Source organism: Novosphingobium sp. ZN18A2 (assembly GCF_036784765.1).
Taxonomy (GTDB): domain Bacteria; phylum Pseudomonadota; class Alphaproteobacteria; order Sphingomonadales; family Sphingomonadaceae; genus Novosphingobium.
On record NZ_CP136651.1, the window covers coordinates 870,012 to 884,549 of the forward strand.

Here is a 14,538-nt window from a genome sequence, read left to right on the forward strand (position 1 = left end):
GCATCGAATCCCGCCGGGACCGCTATTTCTGTTGCGGTTCGTTCGCGCCCGACTTCGCTTCTTCCGCCGCCTGCTGCTTGCGCATTTTCTCGACTTCGGCTGCCGTCTTGAAATCGAGCAGCTCAACCTGGAACACAAGATTTGCATTCGCCGGGATCGGCCCCGCGGCCTTTTCGCCGTAACCAAGCGCGGCGGGGACGCAGAAGCGGTAGATCGAACCGGTGTTCATCAACTGCACGCCTTCGCCGAACCCTTTGACCACGCCGGCAACCGGGAAGGCGGAGCGCTGGTCCTGGTCGAACGCCTTACCGTCCGCCGCGAGATAGCCGATATAGTTGACGAGCACGTAATCCTGCGCGCCCGGCTTCGCGCCTTCGCCGGCTTTCAGTTCGGTATAACCCAGGCCCGACGCGGTCTTTTGCGTGCAGGCGCGCTGGGCGGCGGGCACCACCGGTTCCAGCGGAAGCGGGATGATCCCGCCGTTGCCCGCCGGAGCGGCGGCGATCGCGGGAGCGGCAAGAAGGACCGGGGCAAGGCCGGCGGCGAGGCGCAGGGGCGCGCGGAAGATTGTTTTCATCGCATGCGCTGATAGCGGCCGCGCGGGGCCGCGAAAAGGGAAATGCGGACAATCTCCGAAATGTCGAAAGCGAAACGCGACCCTGCCTGACCCTTGACCGTGTGCGCTGCCCGCCTACATGACGAAGACCATGTTCATAGAAACCGAAACCACGCCCAATCCGGCCACGCTCAAATTCCTGCCGGGCGAGCAGGTGATGACCGCCGGAACCCGCGAATTCACGACGCCGGAGGAAGCGGAAGCCAGTCCGCTGGCCGATGCCCTGTTCGCACTGGGTGATGTGACGGGCGTGTTCTTCGGGCGTGATTTCGTTTCGGTCACGGCCGGTCCGGGCACGCAATGGAGCACGTTGAAGCCGCAAGTCGCTTCGGTCCTGCTCGACCATTTCGTTTCGGGTGCGCCGTTGTTCAGCGGCGGAAGCGCCGAAGGGATCGCCGTTCCGGGCGAGGACGACATGATGGAAGACGATCCCAATGACGCGGATGTCGTCGCCCAGATCCGCGAACTGATCGATACGCGCGTGCGCCCGGCGGTTGCCAACGATGGCGGCGATATCGTCTATCGCGGTTTCCGCGAAGGTGTGGTGTTCCTGAAAATGCAGGGCGCCTGTTCGGGCTGTCCTTCGTCGACCGCGACGCTGAAGCACGGCATCGAGACGCTGCTGAAGCACTACGTTCCCGAAGTCACGGAAGTCCGCGCCGCCTGACCGGCGTGGCGCGCAACAACAGGCGAGAATCGATACATGGCCGAACCGCTCGACGCCCACGCGCTCGATCAGCTTTTCCGCACCGCGCGGACTTATAACGGATACCTCGACAAGCCGGTCAGCGAAGACCAGTTGCGCGCGATCTGGGATCTGATGAAGATGGGCCCCACGTCCGCCAACCAGCAGCCGGTGCGCATGGTGTGGTGCGTAAGCCAGGAAGCGAAGGAAAAGCTTGCCGCGCTTGCGGGCGGGACCAATCCCGACAAGATCCGCAAGGCGCCGGTAACGGCGATCATCGGCATGGACCTCGATTTTCACGAGCAACTGCCGTGGCTGTTCCCGCACACCGATGCGAAATCGTGGTTCGAAGGCAACGAGGCGCTGCGCGAATCGCATGCGTTCCGCAATTCCTCGCTGCAAGGCGCCTATTTCATCATGGCCGCGCGCGCCTTGGGGCTTGATACCGGGCCGATGTCCGGCTTTTCGAACGAGGCGGTGGACAAGGCGTTTTTCGCCGACCAGCCGCGCGTCCGGTCCAACTTCATCTCGACGCTGGGCTATGGCGATCCCGCGACCATCTTCGAGCGCAGTCCGCGCCCCGAATTCGAGAAATTCAACCGCATAGACTGAAGGAAGGGCGGGGGTGCGCAAGCTCGTCATCGATTGCGCGACCGAAGGCTGTTCGGCCGCACTGTTCGACGAGACGGGCGCGCTCGTTGCCGGAACGTTCGAAATGCTTGGCCGCGGCCATGCCGAACGGCTCGTCCCGATGATCGCCGAACTGCTGGATAAAGGCAGGACCGGTACGATCGCGGTCGATACCGGCCCCGGCAGCTTTACAGGCATACGCGTGGGGCTTGCCGCCGCGCGGGCGCTGTCGCTGGCCTGGAACGCGCCGCTTGCGGGATATGAAAGCCTGGCACTGGTCGCCGCCATGGCCGCGGCGGAATATCCCGGCATGGACATCGACGTGGCGATGACGGGCGGGCACGGCGAATGGTTCGTGCAGTCGTTCGATGCCGGCGCCGCGCCGCTTGGCGCACTCGTCTCGCTCAAGCCGGAAGAAGCCGCCCGGCGTTCGGGGGCGCCGCTCGTCGTGGGCAGCCAGGCAGAGGCGCTCGCCGCGCTTCGTGGCGGCGGCGTGGTCGCCCGGCAGATGTTGCCGGATGCGCGCAAGTTCGCGTTGCTTCCGGCCGATGCCCTGTCTGCACGGGTTTCCCCCAGCTATGGACGCGCGCCCGATGCGCGTCTGCCTGCGCGGGGATGATCGCGCCGGAAGACGATATCGACCGCATCATGGCGGTCATGGAGGCGGCCTTTCCCCCGGAGTTCGGGGAGGCGTGGAACCGCCGGCAATTGATAGACGCCATGATCGTCGGCAATTGCCGCTATGGCCTGATCGGGCCGGAAGGCGATGAACCGGTTCGCGAAGGTGACGAAGTCGCGGGCTTTTTCCTGGCGCGCTCGGTGCTCGACGAAGAAGAACTGCTTCTCTTCGCAATTCATCCCTCGTTCCGGCGCAGGGGGTTAGGCGGAATACTGTTGCGGCGCTTCATCGAAACAGCGCGAAACCGCGGCATGCACAGGCTTTTCCTTGAAATGCGCCGCGGAAACCCCGCTGCCGGGCTTTATGCCGCGCACGGTTTCCGCCCTGTGGGAATAAGGCCCGGATATTATCGCACCACCGACGGTGTGCGGCTTGACGCGATCAGTCAGGAGCTTGTTCTGGTATAATTTACCATGAATTTACAGCCCGTTGGGAATTTTCGGTAAAAAATCAGAACAGTTCCTGCCATAATGGTTGTTTCCTTGGAAATCGCCCTTATAGACATTAATGACAGCTCGTCGGATTGTTTTCCATTAAATCGGCCGATGTAATGGCCATCAAGCAAGATAGGGTCACGAAAATGAGCGAAGCTGAAAACGACATGCGTGAGACGTTGATCACGCTTACATCCGATATCGTTGCTGCCCACGTGAGCAACAACAGTGTCGCGGTTGGCGATCTTCCCACGTTGATTTCGAACGTCTATACTTCCCTTGCCGGCCTTTCGGCGGATGAGCCGGCCGAAGAACCCGCGCCTGAGCCTGCGGTTTCGATCCGTTCTTCGGTAAAGAACGATCACATCGTCTGCCTGGAAGACGGGAAGAAGCTGAAGATGCTCAAACGGCATCTTGCCACGCGTTACAACATGACTCCGGAACAGTACCGCGCCCGCTGGAACCTTCCGGCCGATTATCCGATGGTCGCGCCGGCCTATGCCGAAAAGCGCCGCGAACTGGCGAAGAAGATCGGTCTTGGCCGCAAGCCTTCGGCAAAGCGTGGCCGGGGCAAGGCTTCTTCCTGAAGCGCAACGGTCAATTGACATGTTGAGGAAATGGCCCGCCGGTCTATGATTGGCGGGCCATTCAACTTGCGGGACCGACATTGCACCAGGCGATCGACATCGAAGCACTTTGCGCGGAACGGGGACTGCGCATTACCGAACAGCGGCGCGTGATCGCGCGTGTCCTGTCGGAAAGCGACGATCATCCCGATGTGGAAAAGCTGCACGAGCGTGCGGCCGCCATCGACCCCAGGATATCGATAGCGACCGTTTACCGCACCGTTCGCCTTTTCGAGGAAGCGGGTATCCTCGATCGCCACGATTTCGGCGACGGGCGCGCCCGCTATGAAGCGACGCCCGAGGCGCATCACGACCACCTGATCGACGTGGAAAGCGGCAAGGTGATAGAGTTCGTCGATCCCGAGCTTGAGGCGCTCCAGCGGCAGATCGCGGAAAAGCTGGGTTACCGGCTGGTCGATCACCGCATGGAACTTTACGGCGTCCGGCTTGACCGCGAGGGCTGATCCCGCCTTCCTTCGCGCAGAGGCCGCCGCCGGGCGACCGGCCCCGATTTCCGTTGCAGGCTGGGTCCGCATCGTGTTGCGCGTGTTGGGGCTTGTGCTTGCGCTTCTGGTCTGCGTGCCGCTGCATTACCTTTATCGCACGGTGCATTACGGCTCGCCTTTCCCCAAATGGTTCCTGTGGACCGCGACAAGGTTGGCCGGTGCGCGCGTCACGCGGCACGGGGTGCCCCTGCGGCGCGACGTTTTCTTTATTTCGAACCACGTTTCGTGGGTGGATATCCTGGCCATCGCCGGGGAAAGCGGCACGGCCTTTGTCGCCAAGGCGGAGCTGGAGCGCGCGCCGATTGTCGGCTGGCTGTCAAAGCTCAACCGCACGGTTTTTGTTTCCCGCGAGAACCGGATGGCCGTGGCCGCGCAGATCAACGCGCTGAAAGAGGCGCTGGCGGACAACTGGTCCGTCACCGTGTTTCCCGAAGGCACGACGACCGACGGACAATCGCTGCTGCCGTTCAAGACCGCGATGCTGCGCGTGCTCGAACCGCCGCCGCCCGGCGTGCTCGTCCAGCCGGTGATGCTCGATTACGGAGAGATCGCGGAATGGATCGGCTGGACCGGCGTGGAAAGCGGACTGGACAACGCAAAGCGCGTGCTGGCCCGGCGCGGATCGTTTCGCCTTCATATCCACTTCCTCGATCCGTTCGATCCCGAGCCGCATGGCGGGCGCAAGGGCATCGCGACCGAGAGCCGCCGTCGGATCGAACAGGCGCTGGTCGGCGCGCTGGGCAAGCCGTTGCGCCCTTTTGCGCATGACGTGGCGCCCGTGCGCTATGTTCCGCCGCGCCCCGAACCGCCGATGGGGTAAGGACGCGCAACGGCTTTGAACTGTGCCCGGTTTTGGCGTAGGGGCGCGGGCCATGCGTTCCACCGATCAACCCAAGACCTATCGCGTAAAGAGCTTCGGCTGCCAGATGAACGTCTATGATGGCGAACGGATGGCCGAACTGCTGGGCGCGCAAGGCATGACCGCCACGTCCGAAGGCGACGAGGCGGACCTTGTCGTTCTCAACACCTGCCATATCCGCGAAAAGGCGACCGAAAAGGTCTATTCCGATATCGGCCGCCTGCGCCGGGAAGACGGTTCCAGCCCGCTGATCGCGGTGGCCGGATGCGTTGCCCAGGCCGAGGGTGAAGAGATCATGGCGCGCGCACCCAGCGTAAAGGTCGTGGTCGGCCCGCAGGCCTATCACCGCCTGCCCGACATGGTGGCCGAAGCCGCCGCCGGCCGCCGCGCGACCGAAACCGATATGCCGGCGGAGGCCAAGTTCGCCGCGCTTCCGCGCCGCCGCAAGTCGGGGCCGAGCGCGTTCCTGACGATCCAGGAAGGGTGTGACAAGTTCTGCACCTATTGCGTGGTGCCCTATACCCGCGGGGCAGAGCTTTCGCGCCCCTTCGCCGACCTTGTGGACGAGGCGAAGATGCTGGTGGAAGGCGGCGCGCGTGAAATCACGCTGCTGGGCCAGAACGTCAACGCGTGGCGCGGCGAAGACGCGAGAGGGCGTTCCGCAGGACTTGCTGGGCTGGCCGAAGCGCTGGCGGAAATCCCCGAGCTCAGGCGCATCCGCTATACGACCAGCCACCCCGCGGACATGGATGATGCGCTGATCGAGGCGCATGGCACGAACGCCAAGCTGATGCCGTTCCTGCACCTGCCGGTCCAGGCTGGCAGCGACCGCGTGCTGAAGGCGATGAACCGCAGCCATACGGCCGAAAGCTACCTGAAATTGCTCGACCGCATTCGCGCGGCGCGGCCCGACATCGCGCTTTCGGGCGATTTCATCGTCGGTTTCCCCGGTGAGACGGACGCGGAATTCGAAGACACGCTGCGCCTGATCGATGCAGTCGGCTATGCGCAGGCTTTCAGCTTCAAGTATTCGGCCCGCCCCGGCACCCCCGCCGCGACGATGGATGGCCAGGTGGCACCGCAAGTGATGGACGAACGGCTCCAGCGCCTTCAGGCCGCGCTCAATCGCGATCAATTGGCGTTCAACCGCGCTTCTGTTGGCAAGACCTGCGACGTTCTGGTTGAGCGCAAGGGCCGCCATCCCGGCCAGTGGCTCGGCAAGTCCCCCTGGCTGCAATCGGTGCATTTCACCGGAGAGGTTGCAATCGGCGACCTGGTACGTGTGGAACTGGTGGAGGCGGGGCCGAATTCGCTGTCCGGTGTCATGGTTAGAGCCTTGGCCGGCGCCTAGTGGATTGATTTTGACATTTGTCGCTACCCGGCCGGCAGGAATGCAAATGTCAGAATCTCACCACTAGGCTGTGGATTGAGACATTTATGACGCCGAATCGCGTCATCGCGCGCTTGCGCCCGGGGGTATGCGGCCTATCTTGATCGGTGACGGCCACGCACGTGGCGCGGCCGAACGAAAGGAGCAAGTCACCCGCTCTCATGGCCCGCAAGCAAGCTCGCGCCCACGAAGAAGAGGCGCAGATCCTTCGTCCCGAAGCCCCCCGCAGGGCCAGGGTTGAGGTCATTTTTGACGAGCCCGCCGTTCTTGGCGCGCTGTTCGGCCAGTTCGACACGAACCTTGTTCAGATCGAGAACCGGCTGGGCGTATTCATCTCGGCGCGCGGCAACCGCGTCCAGATCGAAGGCCCGGACGATGCCGTCGCCCGCGCGCGCGATGTGCTTCGCGGGCTGCACCAGCGGTTGCAACAAGGACACGAGGCGGATGCCGGAGCGGTGGAATCGCTGATCGCCATGTCGAACGAACCCACGCTGGACGGGATCATCACCGGGGACCAGCACGGCACCCCGCCGATCATGATCCGTACTCGCAAGAAAACGATCGTGCCGCGTTCGGCGATGCAGATCGACTATATGAAGGCGCTGGCGCGGGACGACATCATCTTCGCGCTCGGCCCGGCGGGCACGGGCAAGACCTATCTTGCCGTCGCGCAGGCGGTCAGCCAGTTGATAACCGGCAGCGTCCAGCGCCTGATCCTGTCACGCCCGGCGGTTGAGGCGGGCGAGCGGCTGGGCTTCCTGCCCGGCGACATGAAGGACAAGGTCGATCCCTACCTGCGCCCGCTTTACGATGCGCTTTATGATTGCATGCCGCCCGAACAGGTGGAGCGGCGCATCGCCAGCGGCGAGATAGAGATCGCGCCAATCGCCTTCATGCGCGGGCGCACGCTGGCCGACGCCTTCGTTATCCTTGACGAGGCGCAGAACACCACGCGCGAACAGATGAAGATGTTCCTCACCCGCTTCGGCCAGAACAGCCGCATGGTGATCTGCGGCGACCCCCGGCAGGTCGACATCCCCGGCGGCGATTCGCATTCGGGCCTGATCGACGCGGTGAACCGGCTGGAAGGGGTGGAGGACATCAACGTGACGCGCTTTTCCAGTGCGGACGTGGTGCGCCACCCGATCGTCGGCCGCATCGTCGAGGCTTACGAAGGGAAGCGCGAGGGCCACGGGCATTGACCGCACCCACGCTCGAACTCGATGTCGATCCGGTCTGGGGGCAGGAAAGCGACTGGGAAGCGCTTGCCAACAGGGCCGCTGCCGCCGCTGCGCGAGTGGCTCCCGAACTGGCGCATCCCAGCCTGCTGGTCAGCGTGGTTTTCGCCGACGACGACGAGGTGCACGGCCTCAATCGCCAGTGGCGGGCGAAGGACAAACCCACCAACGTGTTGTCCTTTCCGATGCTCAGCCGCGACGAAGTGCTCCATGCCGCGGGTGACGAGGGCGCGCCGGGGATGCTGGGCGACCTGATCCTGGCCCACGGCGTCTGCGCGCGCGAAGCGACGGAAAAGGGCATCGCGGTGGAAGATCACGCCGTGCACCTTGTGGTCCACGGATTGCTCCACCTGGCCGGTTACGACCACGAAACCGGAGATGCCGAAGCCGAAGCGATGGAGGCGCTGGAAACGAAGGCGCTTGCGCTTCTGGGCCTGCCGGACCCATATGGCGGTTCGGTGGACAAGCAGGGATAAAGAAAGCCATGGCCTCGAACGGCCACATTCCAGATTCGAACGCCGGAGAACCGGACAGTAGCAGCCCTCTGTGGCGCGCGATTCGCGCGTGGTTCGGCCGCGACGACGGCGACCAGTCGCTGCGCGCGCAGATCGAGGAGGCGATCGACGAGCACGAGGGCGAACCCGGCCTTGCCGGAAGCCTGGCCGGCGATCTTTCGCCGACCGAGCGGCAGATGCTGCGCAACCTGCTGCATTTCAGCGAACACGATGCAGACGACGTGGCCATCCCGCGCGGGGAAATCGTGGCGATCCGCGCATCCGCCCCGTTCGAGGATCTTGTCGCCGCCTTTGCCGAGCACGGCCACAGCCGCCTGCCGGTCTATGGCGAATCGCTGGACGAAGTTGTGGGCATGATCCACATCAAGGACGTGTTCCCGATCATCGCCGGCATGGCCATCGGCAACAAGACGCCGCCGAAGGAATGGAACGGCCTTATGCGCCAGCCGCTGTTCGTGCCGCAGGCGCGCGGCGCGTTGGACGTGCTGGCCGACATGCGGGCGAAGCGCACGCACCTTGCGGTGGTGATCGACGAGTATTCGGGCACTGACGGCATCATCACCATCGAGGATCTGGTCGAGGAGATCGTCGGTGAGATCGAGGACGAGCATGACGATGCACCGCAGGTCATGCTGACCCCGATCGACGAGCGCACTTGGGACGCCGATGCTCGGGCCGAGCTTGACGACGTGGCCGAAACGATCGACCGGCGCCTGGCCGAAGTGGAGGAAGACGTGGATACCGTGGGCGGCCTTGCGGTGGTTCTGGCGGGCGAAGTGCCCGAGGTGGGCCGCGTGGTCGAACATCCCAGCGGCTGGAAAATCGAAGTGACCGGCGGCGATGACCGGCGGCTCACCCGCCTGCGCCTCCACGCGCCCGAGCCCGCGATAGAGGACCACGCCGAGTGATCCGCCGCCTGCCGCCCCTGCGTTCGCTTGAGGCGTTCATCCGCGTTGTCCGCTCAGGCTCCGCCAAGACGGCGGCGGCCGAACTGGCGCTCAGCCCCTCGGCGTTGTCGCGCCGGCTGGGCGCGCTGGAAGAATTCGTGGGCAAGCCGGTGTTCGAACGGCGCCACCAGTCGCTGAAGCTGACCGATGACGGGCAGGCGCTTTACGATGCGGTCGCGCCGCTGATGGACGAGATGACAGAGCGGATCGACCGGCTGGTCGATACCGGCAAGGTCATGCGCCTGCGTCTGGGCGTATTGCCGCTGTTTGGCAGCCAGCGCCTATTCCCGCGGCTGGGCGAACTGCGCAAGCTGCACCCGCAGCTGCACATCGATATCGATTCCTCGCACCAGGGCGCGGCCAAGCTGGGCGATACGATCGACGCCGCCATCGTGTTGAGCGAGGGGCCGGACCCGGCACTTCACGCGGTGCAGCTGGACCACAATCGCGTCTATGCGATCACGTCGAAGGAACTGGCGGCCGAACTGGGGCCGGTGCCCGACAAGGAGAAGCTGGCGAAGCAGACGTTCCTTGTGCACAGCGACCTTCCGGCCAGTTTCGAGGCGTGGAAACGGGCGCTGGGGCTAGAGGGGCTTGAGCCTGCCGCAATCGACCATTTCGATGCGGGGCAGCTTATCCTGGAAGCAGCGGCGCAAGGGCTGGGCATCGCGATCATGCATGACGACCATTACGTGCGCGCGCACGATTCGCGGCTGTCCAAGCTCTATGACACAGAGATTGCCAGCCCTTACAGCTATTGGTTCGTCTGCCGCCCCCGCGCCCTGCAGTCACGGCCGGTGCGATTGTTCCACGACTGGCTGATGAAGGCGGGGCTTTAGAGCGTTTTCCGATCAATCTGGGTCACCGTGACGGAGCCGATTTTGGCCGGTCGCGAGGAGCGAGAAGCAGCGCGATGCGGGCCATCGTGCGCGACGAGCGACGCTGCGATCGGCCAAAAGGGGCCCGCCGCGAAGCGGTTGCGTGAGGGAGCCCGCTGGACAGCGTTGCGCCGCTTGCAGGGGCGGGACAGCCCCTGCTGCACGCCGCGCCTTGCCAGCGGGCTCCCTCACGCAATCACGGCGATCCGGATTGGTCGGAAAACGCTCTAGTACCGCCCCCACACGAAGCGCGAGGACAGCGCGTAGTTCCAGACCGATCCGATCACGATGCCGGCAATCGCGGCGGGATAGTCGTGCATCCCCATGCGCACCAGCGCGGCGGCGACGCCGACGTTGGCCAGCAGGCCCACCGAACAGGTCAGCGCGAAACGTGCCCATCCGCGCAGCACCGGGAAAAATCCGCGCAGGCGCTTGTCCGAATAGGTCAGTTCGTTGTTGAGCAGGAAGTTGAAGGTCATCGCCACGACCGCGGCGCTTGTCTGGCCGACGACGAAGGCGGCTTCCTTCGAATAGCGGTTGAACACGAAGTCCGCGCCCAGGATATGCAGCACGGCGGCCAGCACGGCCATGTGCACCACCACGCCCATCGCGCCGATCGTGCCGAACAGCGCAAAGCGGGTGGGGATGATGCGGCCCAGCCACTTGTCGTAAAGCCCGACGAGGAATTCGAAGGCGACCGTGCGGTCCAGCTTGCTTTCCCCGTGCGTGCGGGCGGAAAAGTTCATCGGGAATTCCTTGACGCGCAGCGGTTCGTCCACCGTTGCCATGATGTCGAGCAGGATCTTGAAGCCGACGCCGGACAGTCGGTGTGCATCGGCGCGCAGCGTTTCGGTGCGCAGCAGGAACATCCCGCTCATCGGGTCTGAAAGTTCGACGCCGGTCACCTTGCGTGCGATGCGGTTGGCGATGCCGCTGGCCTTTTCGCGCTTCGGCGCATTCCATTCGGCGGTGCTTGCCCCTTCCGCGAAGCGTGAGGCAACCGCGATGTCGTAATCGCCGCTTTCCACCGCGGCCAGCATTTGCGGCAGCAGCTTCGGATCGTGCTGAAGGTCCGCATCCATCACCGCCACGCATGGTGCAGCGGTGGCCATCATTCCTTCGATCGCGGCAGAGGCAAGCCCGCGCCGGCCGATCCGCTGGATCACGCGGATGCGCGGATCGGTTTGCGAAATCCGGCGCGCCTCGTCGGCGGTGCCGTCTTTCGAATCGTCGTCAACGAAAATGGCCTCCCACGCCACGCCCTGCAGCGCGGCATCGAGCCTGTCGATAACCGGCGCGATATTCGCGCGTTCGTTCAGCGTGGGGAGGATTACGGCAAGCTGGATCATTGGACGGTTTCGTTTGTGACCGTTTTTCCGGGGGGCGACAAGCGCGCGCCCTTACAACCTTGAAAGCACCGCGTCACCGATTTCCTTTGTCCCGGCCTTTCCGCCCAGGTCTCCGCCCCGCACGCCGGCAGCCAGTGCCCCGGCCACGGCCGCCTCTATGCGGTCGGCATGGCTGTCCAGCCCCAGCGAATGGCGCAGCAGCATCGCGGCGGAAAGAATCGTTGCCATCGGGTTGGCCAGGCCCTGTCCGGCGATGTCCGGTGCGGAGCCGTGGATCGGCTCGTACAGGCCGAACGTGCCGTATTCGGTCTGGCGCTCGCCCAGCGAGGCCGAGGCGAGAAGGCCGATCGATCCGACGCACATGCTCGCCTGGTCAGACAGGATATCGCCGAACAGGTTGCCGGTAACGACAACGTCGAACTGTCCGGGGCGGCGCACCAGCTGCATCGCCGCGTTATCGACATACATGTGTTCCAGCGCGACTTCGGGGTATTCCTTCGCTACTTCGATCACCACGTCGCGCCACAGTTGCGAGGTTTCCAGCACATTGGCCTTGTCGACGGAGCACAGGCGCTTGCCCCGGCCCATCGCCGCGCGGAACGCGACGTGGGCGATACGGCGCACTTCGCTTTCCGAATAGGACATGATGTCATATCCCTCGCGCTCTCCGCTTTCCGTTTCGCGGAAGCCCTTTTCGCCGAAATAGACGTCGCCGTTCAGCTCGCGCACGATCAGCAGGTCGATCGCGCCGGCGATCTCGGGCTTGAGCGCGGAAAAATCCTCAAGCCCGGCAAATACGCGCGCGGGGCGCAAGTTGGCGAACAGCGTCAGTTCCTTGCGCAGGCCCAGGATCGCCTGTTCCGGGCGCAGGTTGCGCTCCAGCGAATCGCAATCGGGGTCGCCCACCGCGCCGAACAGGATGCCGTCCGCCGCGCGGGCGACGTCCAGCGTGTCGGGCGGAAGGGGGTGGCCATAGGCCTTGTATGCCGCGCCGCCGACCGGGGCTTCCTTCAACTCGATTCCGGGAAGGTCCAGCGCTTCGATCACGCGCACTGCCTCATGCGTCACTTCGGGGCCGATCCCGTCACCGGGCAGGACTGCGATCTTCATTGGTTTCATTTCCCTTCGGGGTCGGTCGGGTTCAGTCGGCGGATATCCGCTTGAGCCGATCAAGCAGAATCGCGCGCGCCGCCATAACATCGCCGCGCCTGTCGGCAAGCAGGTGCGATTCGATTGCGCGGCCCTGCCGGTCCAGGCGGGCAATCAGGCTGGTCCAGTCCTCATCGGCCGCCGCGCGCGCGGCAAGGCCGTATCCCACCTCGCGCAGCAACAGCGCCTCATAGGCGGCAAGCGCCACTGCCCAGCCGCGCGCGGACGGGGCGTGGCAGATCGCATCGAGCAATGCCGACAGCGCTTCGTGGAGCGCGGGATAGGGGTGGCCTTCGGGCAAGGCGGACGCGGCCAGAGCGGTAGCCCATCCGATGGCCGCGCTGGGCAGCGGTTCGCCCAGCCACGGCCCGCGGCTTTCCACCAGCTCCAGGCGCGCCGAAGGCAGGCGGTTGTCGCCGCGCTCGTTGATTTCGGCGTCCAGCACGTTTCCGGGAATCAGCAGGGGGCGAAGCTGTCGCCCGCGCGCCCCGGCGACATAGGCGGCCAGCAGGCCGTGTCCGGCAGTCAGCAACCGCACGACAGCGCCGTGTTCGCCGTGCGGACGGCTTGCGCACAGGATGGCGGACGCGCGGATGAGCATTGCCGTGGGCTTTGGACCTGCGGCGGCACATCGGCAAGCCCGGCAATTCATAGCCCAAAATCGAATCCGCCATGCAAAACAATCCATCGTGGAAAACAGGGCCGATCTGGGATACCCTTGCCATATGAAGGAGCTCTTCCAGCACGTTGCCATGACGCACGGTGTCACCGTGCGCGTTGCCGTGAACTTCCTGCCCGAACAATCGCGGGTCGAAGCCGGCAAGTGGTTCTGGGTCTATCATATCCGTATCGAGAACGCCTCTGACGAAGCCTTTACGCTTGTCACACGTCACTGGCGGATCACCGACGGGCGCGGCGTGGTGAACTTCGTGGACGGCGAAGGCGTGGTGGGCGACCAGCCCCGGCTTGAGCCGGGCGAATCGCACGATTACGTCTCCGGCTGCCCGCTCGGCACATCGCACGGCAGCATGGAAGGCCACTACACCATGCGCCGCGACGACGGTTCGCTGTTCGAAGTGGCGATTCCCTTCTTTCCGCTGGCGGCTCCGGCCACGGCGGACTGAACCAAAGACCGGAACCATGAAGCGGACGCACCTCCCGCTGAACGGGCTGCGCGTGCTCGATGCCGCGGCCCGGCATCTGTCCTTCACCCGCGCGGCAGACGAGCTTGCGGTTACCCCCGCCGCCGTGGGGCAGCAGATCCGCGCGCTGGAAGACCTGCTGGGCGTCGTGCTGTTCCGCCGAACGCCCAAGGGGCTGGAACTGACGGACGAAGCCGCTGCCGGGCTCGACGCTGTGCGCGAAGGCTTCCTGCGGTTCGAGGAAGGCGTGCAGGCGATACAGGCCGGCCAGTCGAGCCATGTCTATACCATCGCCTGCCCGCGCGACTTTTTCGCCGCATGGCTGGGGCCGCGGCTGGCGGCGTTTCGCGGCGAAAATCCGCAGATGCGCTTCGTGCTTGTCGCCGGCGAGAGCGAGGTGGACTTCACCGAAGCCAACCTGGACCTGGCGGTTCGCTGGTCCGAAGGGCCGGGCGACCTGGAAGGCATCGCGCTGGGTGGGCCGGACATGGTCGTCGTCTCGCCGCCGGGGTCATCGGGCGACGTGCCGTGGATAGGCTGGCCGGGCGATCCCTTTCCGGCGGGCGAGGGGCAGGACCCGGCGATGAGCGTGGCCGATGCCGGAACGGCGATCAGCGCCGCCGGTTCGGGGCTGGGCCGCGCGCGCGTTCCCGCCCTGCTTGCCGAAGCCGCGACCGCGACGGGCGCTGTTTCCGCGTCTCCGGCAGAGCGGGCTTGTCGCAAGGGATACTGGCTGGTCGCCCCGCTTCCGCAATGGCGCCAGAAGAAGGTCCGCGCGCTGGTCGCCGCGTTATCCTAGTGGTCCGATTCTGACATTTGCATCCCTGCCGGCTGGGTAGCGACAAATGTCAGAATCAATCCACCGGGCGCGGTGCGTGATGTGTCCGGCAATTGG

18 protein-coding genes are annotated in these 14,538 nt (G+C 64.8%); 14 read left to right on the forward strand and 4 right to left on the reverse strand.

Annotated elements, in window-relative coordinates; all coding sequences use genetic code 11:
• Window positions 1-22: 22 nt before the first annotated feature.
• Window positions 23-577 (reverse strand): FKBP-type peptidyl-prolyl cis-trans isomerase, encoded by a 555-nt coding sequence (locus RXV95_RS04250; RefSeq protein WP_338467772.1) that lies wholly within the window; start codon window positions 575-577, stop codon window positions 23-25.
• Window positions 578-707: 130 nt separating this feature from the next.
• Here RXV95_RS04250 and RXV95_RS04255 point away from each other — a divergent pair, with 130 nt between their 5' ends.
• The 12 genes from RXV95_RS04255 (at window position 708) to RXV95_RS04310 (ending at window position 9,964) form a co-directional block, all read left to right on the forward strand.
• Window positions 708-1,283, forward strand: a complete 576-nt coding sequence (locus RXV95_RS04255) for a NifU family protein (protein WP_338467773.1) — start codon at window positions 708-710, stop codon at window positions 1,281-1,283.
• A 36-nt stretch (window positions 1,284-1,319) separates the two neighbouring features.
• Window positions 1,320-1,913, forward strand: coding sequence for a malonic semialdehyde reductase (locus RXV95_RS04260; protein WP_338467774.1), 594 nt, complete (start codon window positions 1,320-1,322; stop codon window positions 1,911-1,913).
• Window positions 1,914-1,926: 13 nt separating this feature from the next.
• The gene (gene tsaB, locus RXV95_RS04265; RefSeq protein WP_338467775.1) at window positions 1,927-2,550 is read left to right on the forward strand and encodes a tRNA (adenosine(37)-N6)-threonylcarbamoyltransferase complex dimerization subunit type 1 TsaB; all 624 of its coding nucleotides are present in this window, start codon (window positions 1,927-1,929) and stop codon (window positions 2,548-2,550) included.
• Entirely contained in the window at window positions 2,547-3,017 is a 471-nt protein-coding gene (locus tag RXV95_RS04270; protein WP_338467776.1) for a GNAT family N-acetyltransferase, read from the forward strand. The genes tsaB and RXV95_RS04270 overlap by 4 nt, the downstream gene beginning before the upstream one ends.
• Before the next feature lie 173 nt (window positions 3,018-3,190).
• Complete coding sequence (locus tag RXV95_RS04275; protein WP_338467777.1) at window positions 3,191-3,631, forward strand: MucR family transcriptional regulator; 441 nt, start codon at window positions 3,191-3,193, stop codon at window positions 3,629-3,631.
• Between the two features lie 80 nt (window positions 3,632-3,711).
• On the forward strand, window positions 3,712-4,134 hold the full coding sequence (locus tag RXV95_RS04280) for a Fur family transcriptional regulator (RefSeq protein WP_338467778.1): 423 nt from the start codon (window positions 3,712-3,714) through the stop codon (window positions 4,132-4,134).
• Complete coding sequence (locus tag RXV95_RS04285) at window positions 4,118-4,996, forward strand: lysophospholipid acyltransferase family protein (protein ID WP_338467779.1); 879 nt, start codon at window positions 4,118-4,120, stop codon at window positions 4,994-4,996. Before RXV95_RS04280 ends, RXV95_RS04285 begins: the two co-directional genes overlap by 17 nt.
• Before the next feature lie 52 nt (window positions 4,997-5,048).
• On the forward strand, window positions 5,049-6,386 hold the full coding sequence (miaB, locus tag RXV95_RS04290; RefSeq protein ID WP_338467780.1) for a tRNA (N6-isopentenyl adenosine(37)-C2)-methylthiotransferase MiaB: 1,338 nt from the start codon (window positions 5,049-5,051) through the stop codon (window positions 6,384-6,386).
• A gap of 200 nt (window positions 6,387-6,586) precedes the next feature.
• Complete coding sequence (locus tag RXV95_RS04295) at window positions 6,587-7,627, forward strand: PhoH family protein (RefSeq protein WP_338467781.1); 1,041 nt, start codon at window positions 6,587-6,589, stop codon at window positions 7,625-7,627.
• Complete coding sequence (ybeY, locus tag RXV95_RS04300; protein ID WP_338467782.1) at window positions 7,624-8,139, forward strand: rRNA maturation RNase YbeY; 516 nt, start codon at window positions 7,624-7,626, stop codon at window positions 8,137-8,139. The genes RXV95_RS04295 and ybeY overlap by 4 nt, the downstream gene beginning before the upstream one ends.
• An 8-nt stretch (window positions 8,140-8,147) precedes the next feature.
• On the forward strand, window positions 8,148-9,086 hold the full coding sequence (locus tag RXV95_RS04305) for a hemolysin family protein (RefSeq protein ID WP_338467783.1): 939 nt from the start codon (window positions 8,148-8,150) through the stop codon (window positions 9,084-9,086).
• Window positions 9,083-9,964: a LysR substrate-binding domain-containing protein gene (locus RXV95_RS04310; protein WP_338467784.1), complete on the forward strand. Its 882-nt coding sequence runs from the start codon at window positions 9,083-9,085 to the stop codon at window positions 9,962-9,964. The genes RXV95_RS04305 and RXV95_RS04310 overlap by 4 nt, the downstream gene beginning before the upstream one ends.
• Window positions 9,965-10,230: 266 nt before the next feature.
• Here the strand turns inward: RXV95_RS04310 and RXV95_RS04315 are convergent, their stop codons facing one another.
• The 3 genes from RXV95_RS04315 to RXV95_RS04325 are packed head-to-tail and all read right to left on the reverse strand — an operon-like array spanning window position 10,231 to window position 13,102.
• The gene (locus RXV95_RS04315) at window positions 10,231-11,352 is read right to left on the reverse strand and encodes a glycosyltransferase family 2 protein (protein WP_338467785.1); all 1,122 of its coding nucleotides are present in this window, start codon (window positions 11,350-11,352) and stop codon (window positions 10,231-10,233) included.
• Between the two features lie 51 nt (window positions 11,353-11,403).
• On the reverse strand, window positions 11,404-12,462 hold the full coding sequence (leuB, locus tag RXV95_RS04320; protein ID WP_338467786.1) for a 3-isopropylmalate dehydrogenase: 1,059 nt from the start codon (window positions 12,460-12,462) through the stop codon (window positions 11,404-11,406).
• A 31-nt stretch (window positions 12,463-12,493) separates the two neighbouring features.
• Window positions 12,494-13,102 (reverse strand): recombination protein O N-terminal domain-containing protein, encoded by a 609-nt coding sequence (locus RXV95_RS04325; RefSeq protein WP_338467787.1) that lies wholly within the window; start codon window positions 13,100-13,102, stop codon window positions 12,494-12,496.
• A gap of 124 nt (window positions 13,103-13,226) precedes the next feature.
• On the opposite strand from RXV95_RS04325, the gene apaG reads away from it, so the two are divergent.
• Entirely contained in the window at window positions 13,227-13,625 is a 399-nt protein-coding gene (gene apaG / locus RXV95_RS04330) for a Co2+/Mg2+ efflux protein ApaG (RefSeq protein WP_338467788.1), read from the forward strand.
• A 16-nt stretch (window positions 13,626-13,641) separates the two neighbouring features.
• The gene (locus RXV95_RS04335) at window positions 13,642-14,442 is read left to right on the forward strand and encodes a LysR family transcriptional regulator (RefSeq protein WP_338467789.1); all 801 of its coding nucleotides are present in this window, start codon (window positions 13,642-13,644) and stop codon (window positions 14,440-14,442) included.
• Window positions 14,443-14,538 lie beyond the last annotated feature (96 nt).

Coding starts and splice junctions, on each gene's coding strand:
- RXV95_RS04305 (WP_338467783.1), top strand. CDS start 8,148: ATGGCCTCGAACGGCCACATTCCAGATTCGAACGCCGGAGAACCGGAC.
- RXV95_RS04315 (WP_338467785.1), bottom strand. CDS start 11,352: ATGATCCAGCTTGCCGTAATCCTCCCCACGCTGAACGAACGCGCGAAT.
- apaG (WP_338467788.1), top strand. CDS start 13,227: ATGAAGGAGCTCTTCCAGCACGTTGCCATGACGCACGGTGTCACCGTG.
- leuB (WP_338467786.1), bottom strand. CDS start 12,462: ATGAAGATCGCAGTCCTGCCCGGTGACGGGATCGGCCCCGAAGTGACG.
- RXV95_RS04250 (WP_338467772.1), bottom strand. CDS start 577: ATGAAAACAATCTTCCGCGCGCCCCTGCGCCTCGCCGCCGGCCTTGCC.
- RXV95_RS04275 (WP_338467777.1), top strand. CDS start 3,191: ATGAGCGAAGCTGAAAACGACATGCGTGAGACGTTGATCACGCTTACA.
- RXV95_RS04255 (WP_338467773.1), top strand. CDS start 708: ATGTTCATAGAAACCGAAACCACGCCCAATCCGGCCACGCTCAAATTC.
- RXV95_RS04295 (WP_338467781.1), top strand. CDS start 6,587: ATGGCCCGCAAGCAAGCTCGCGCCCACGAAGAAGAGGCGCAGATCCTT.
- RXV95_RS04325 (WP_338467787.1), bottom strand. CDS start 13,102: ATGCTCATCCGCGCGTCCGCCATCCTGTGCGCAAGCCGTCCGCACGGC.
- RXV95_RS04270 (WP_338467776.1), top strand. CDS start 2,547: ATGATCGCGCCGGAAGACGATATCGACCGCATCATGGCGGTCATGGAG.
- miaB (WP_338467780.1), top strand. CDS start 5,049: ATGCGTTCCACCGATCAACCCAAGACCTATCGCGTAAAGAGCTTCGGC.
- RXV95_RS04260 (WP_338467774.1), top strand. CDS start 1,320: ATGGCCGAACCGCTCGACGCCCACGCGCTCGATCAGCTTTTCCGCACC.
- RXV95_RS04335 (WP_338467789.1), top strand. CDS start 13,642: ATGAAGCGGACGCACCTCCCGCTGAACGGGCTGCGCGTGCTCGATGCC.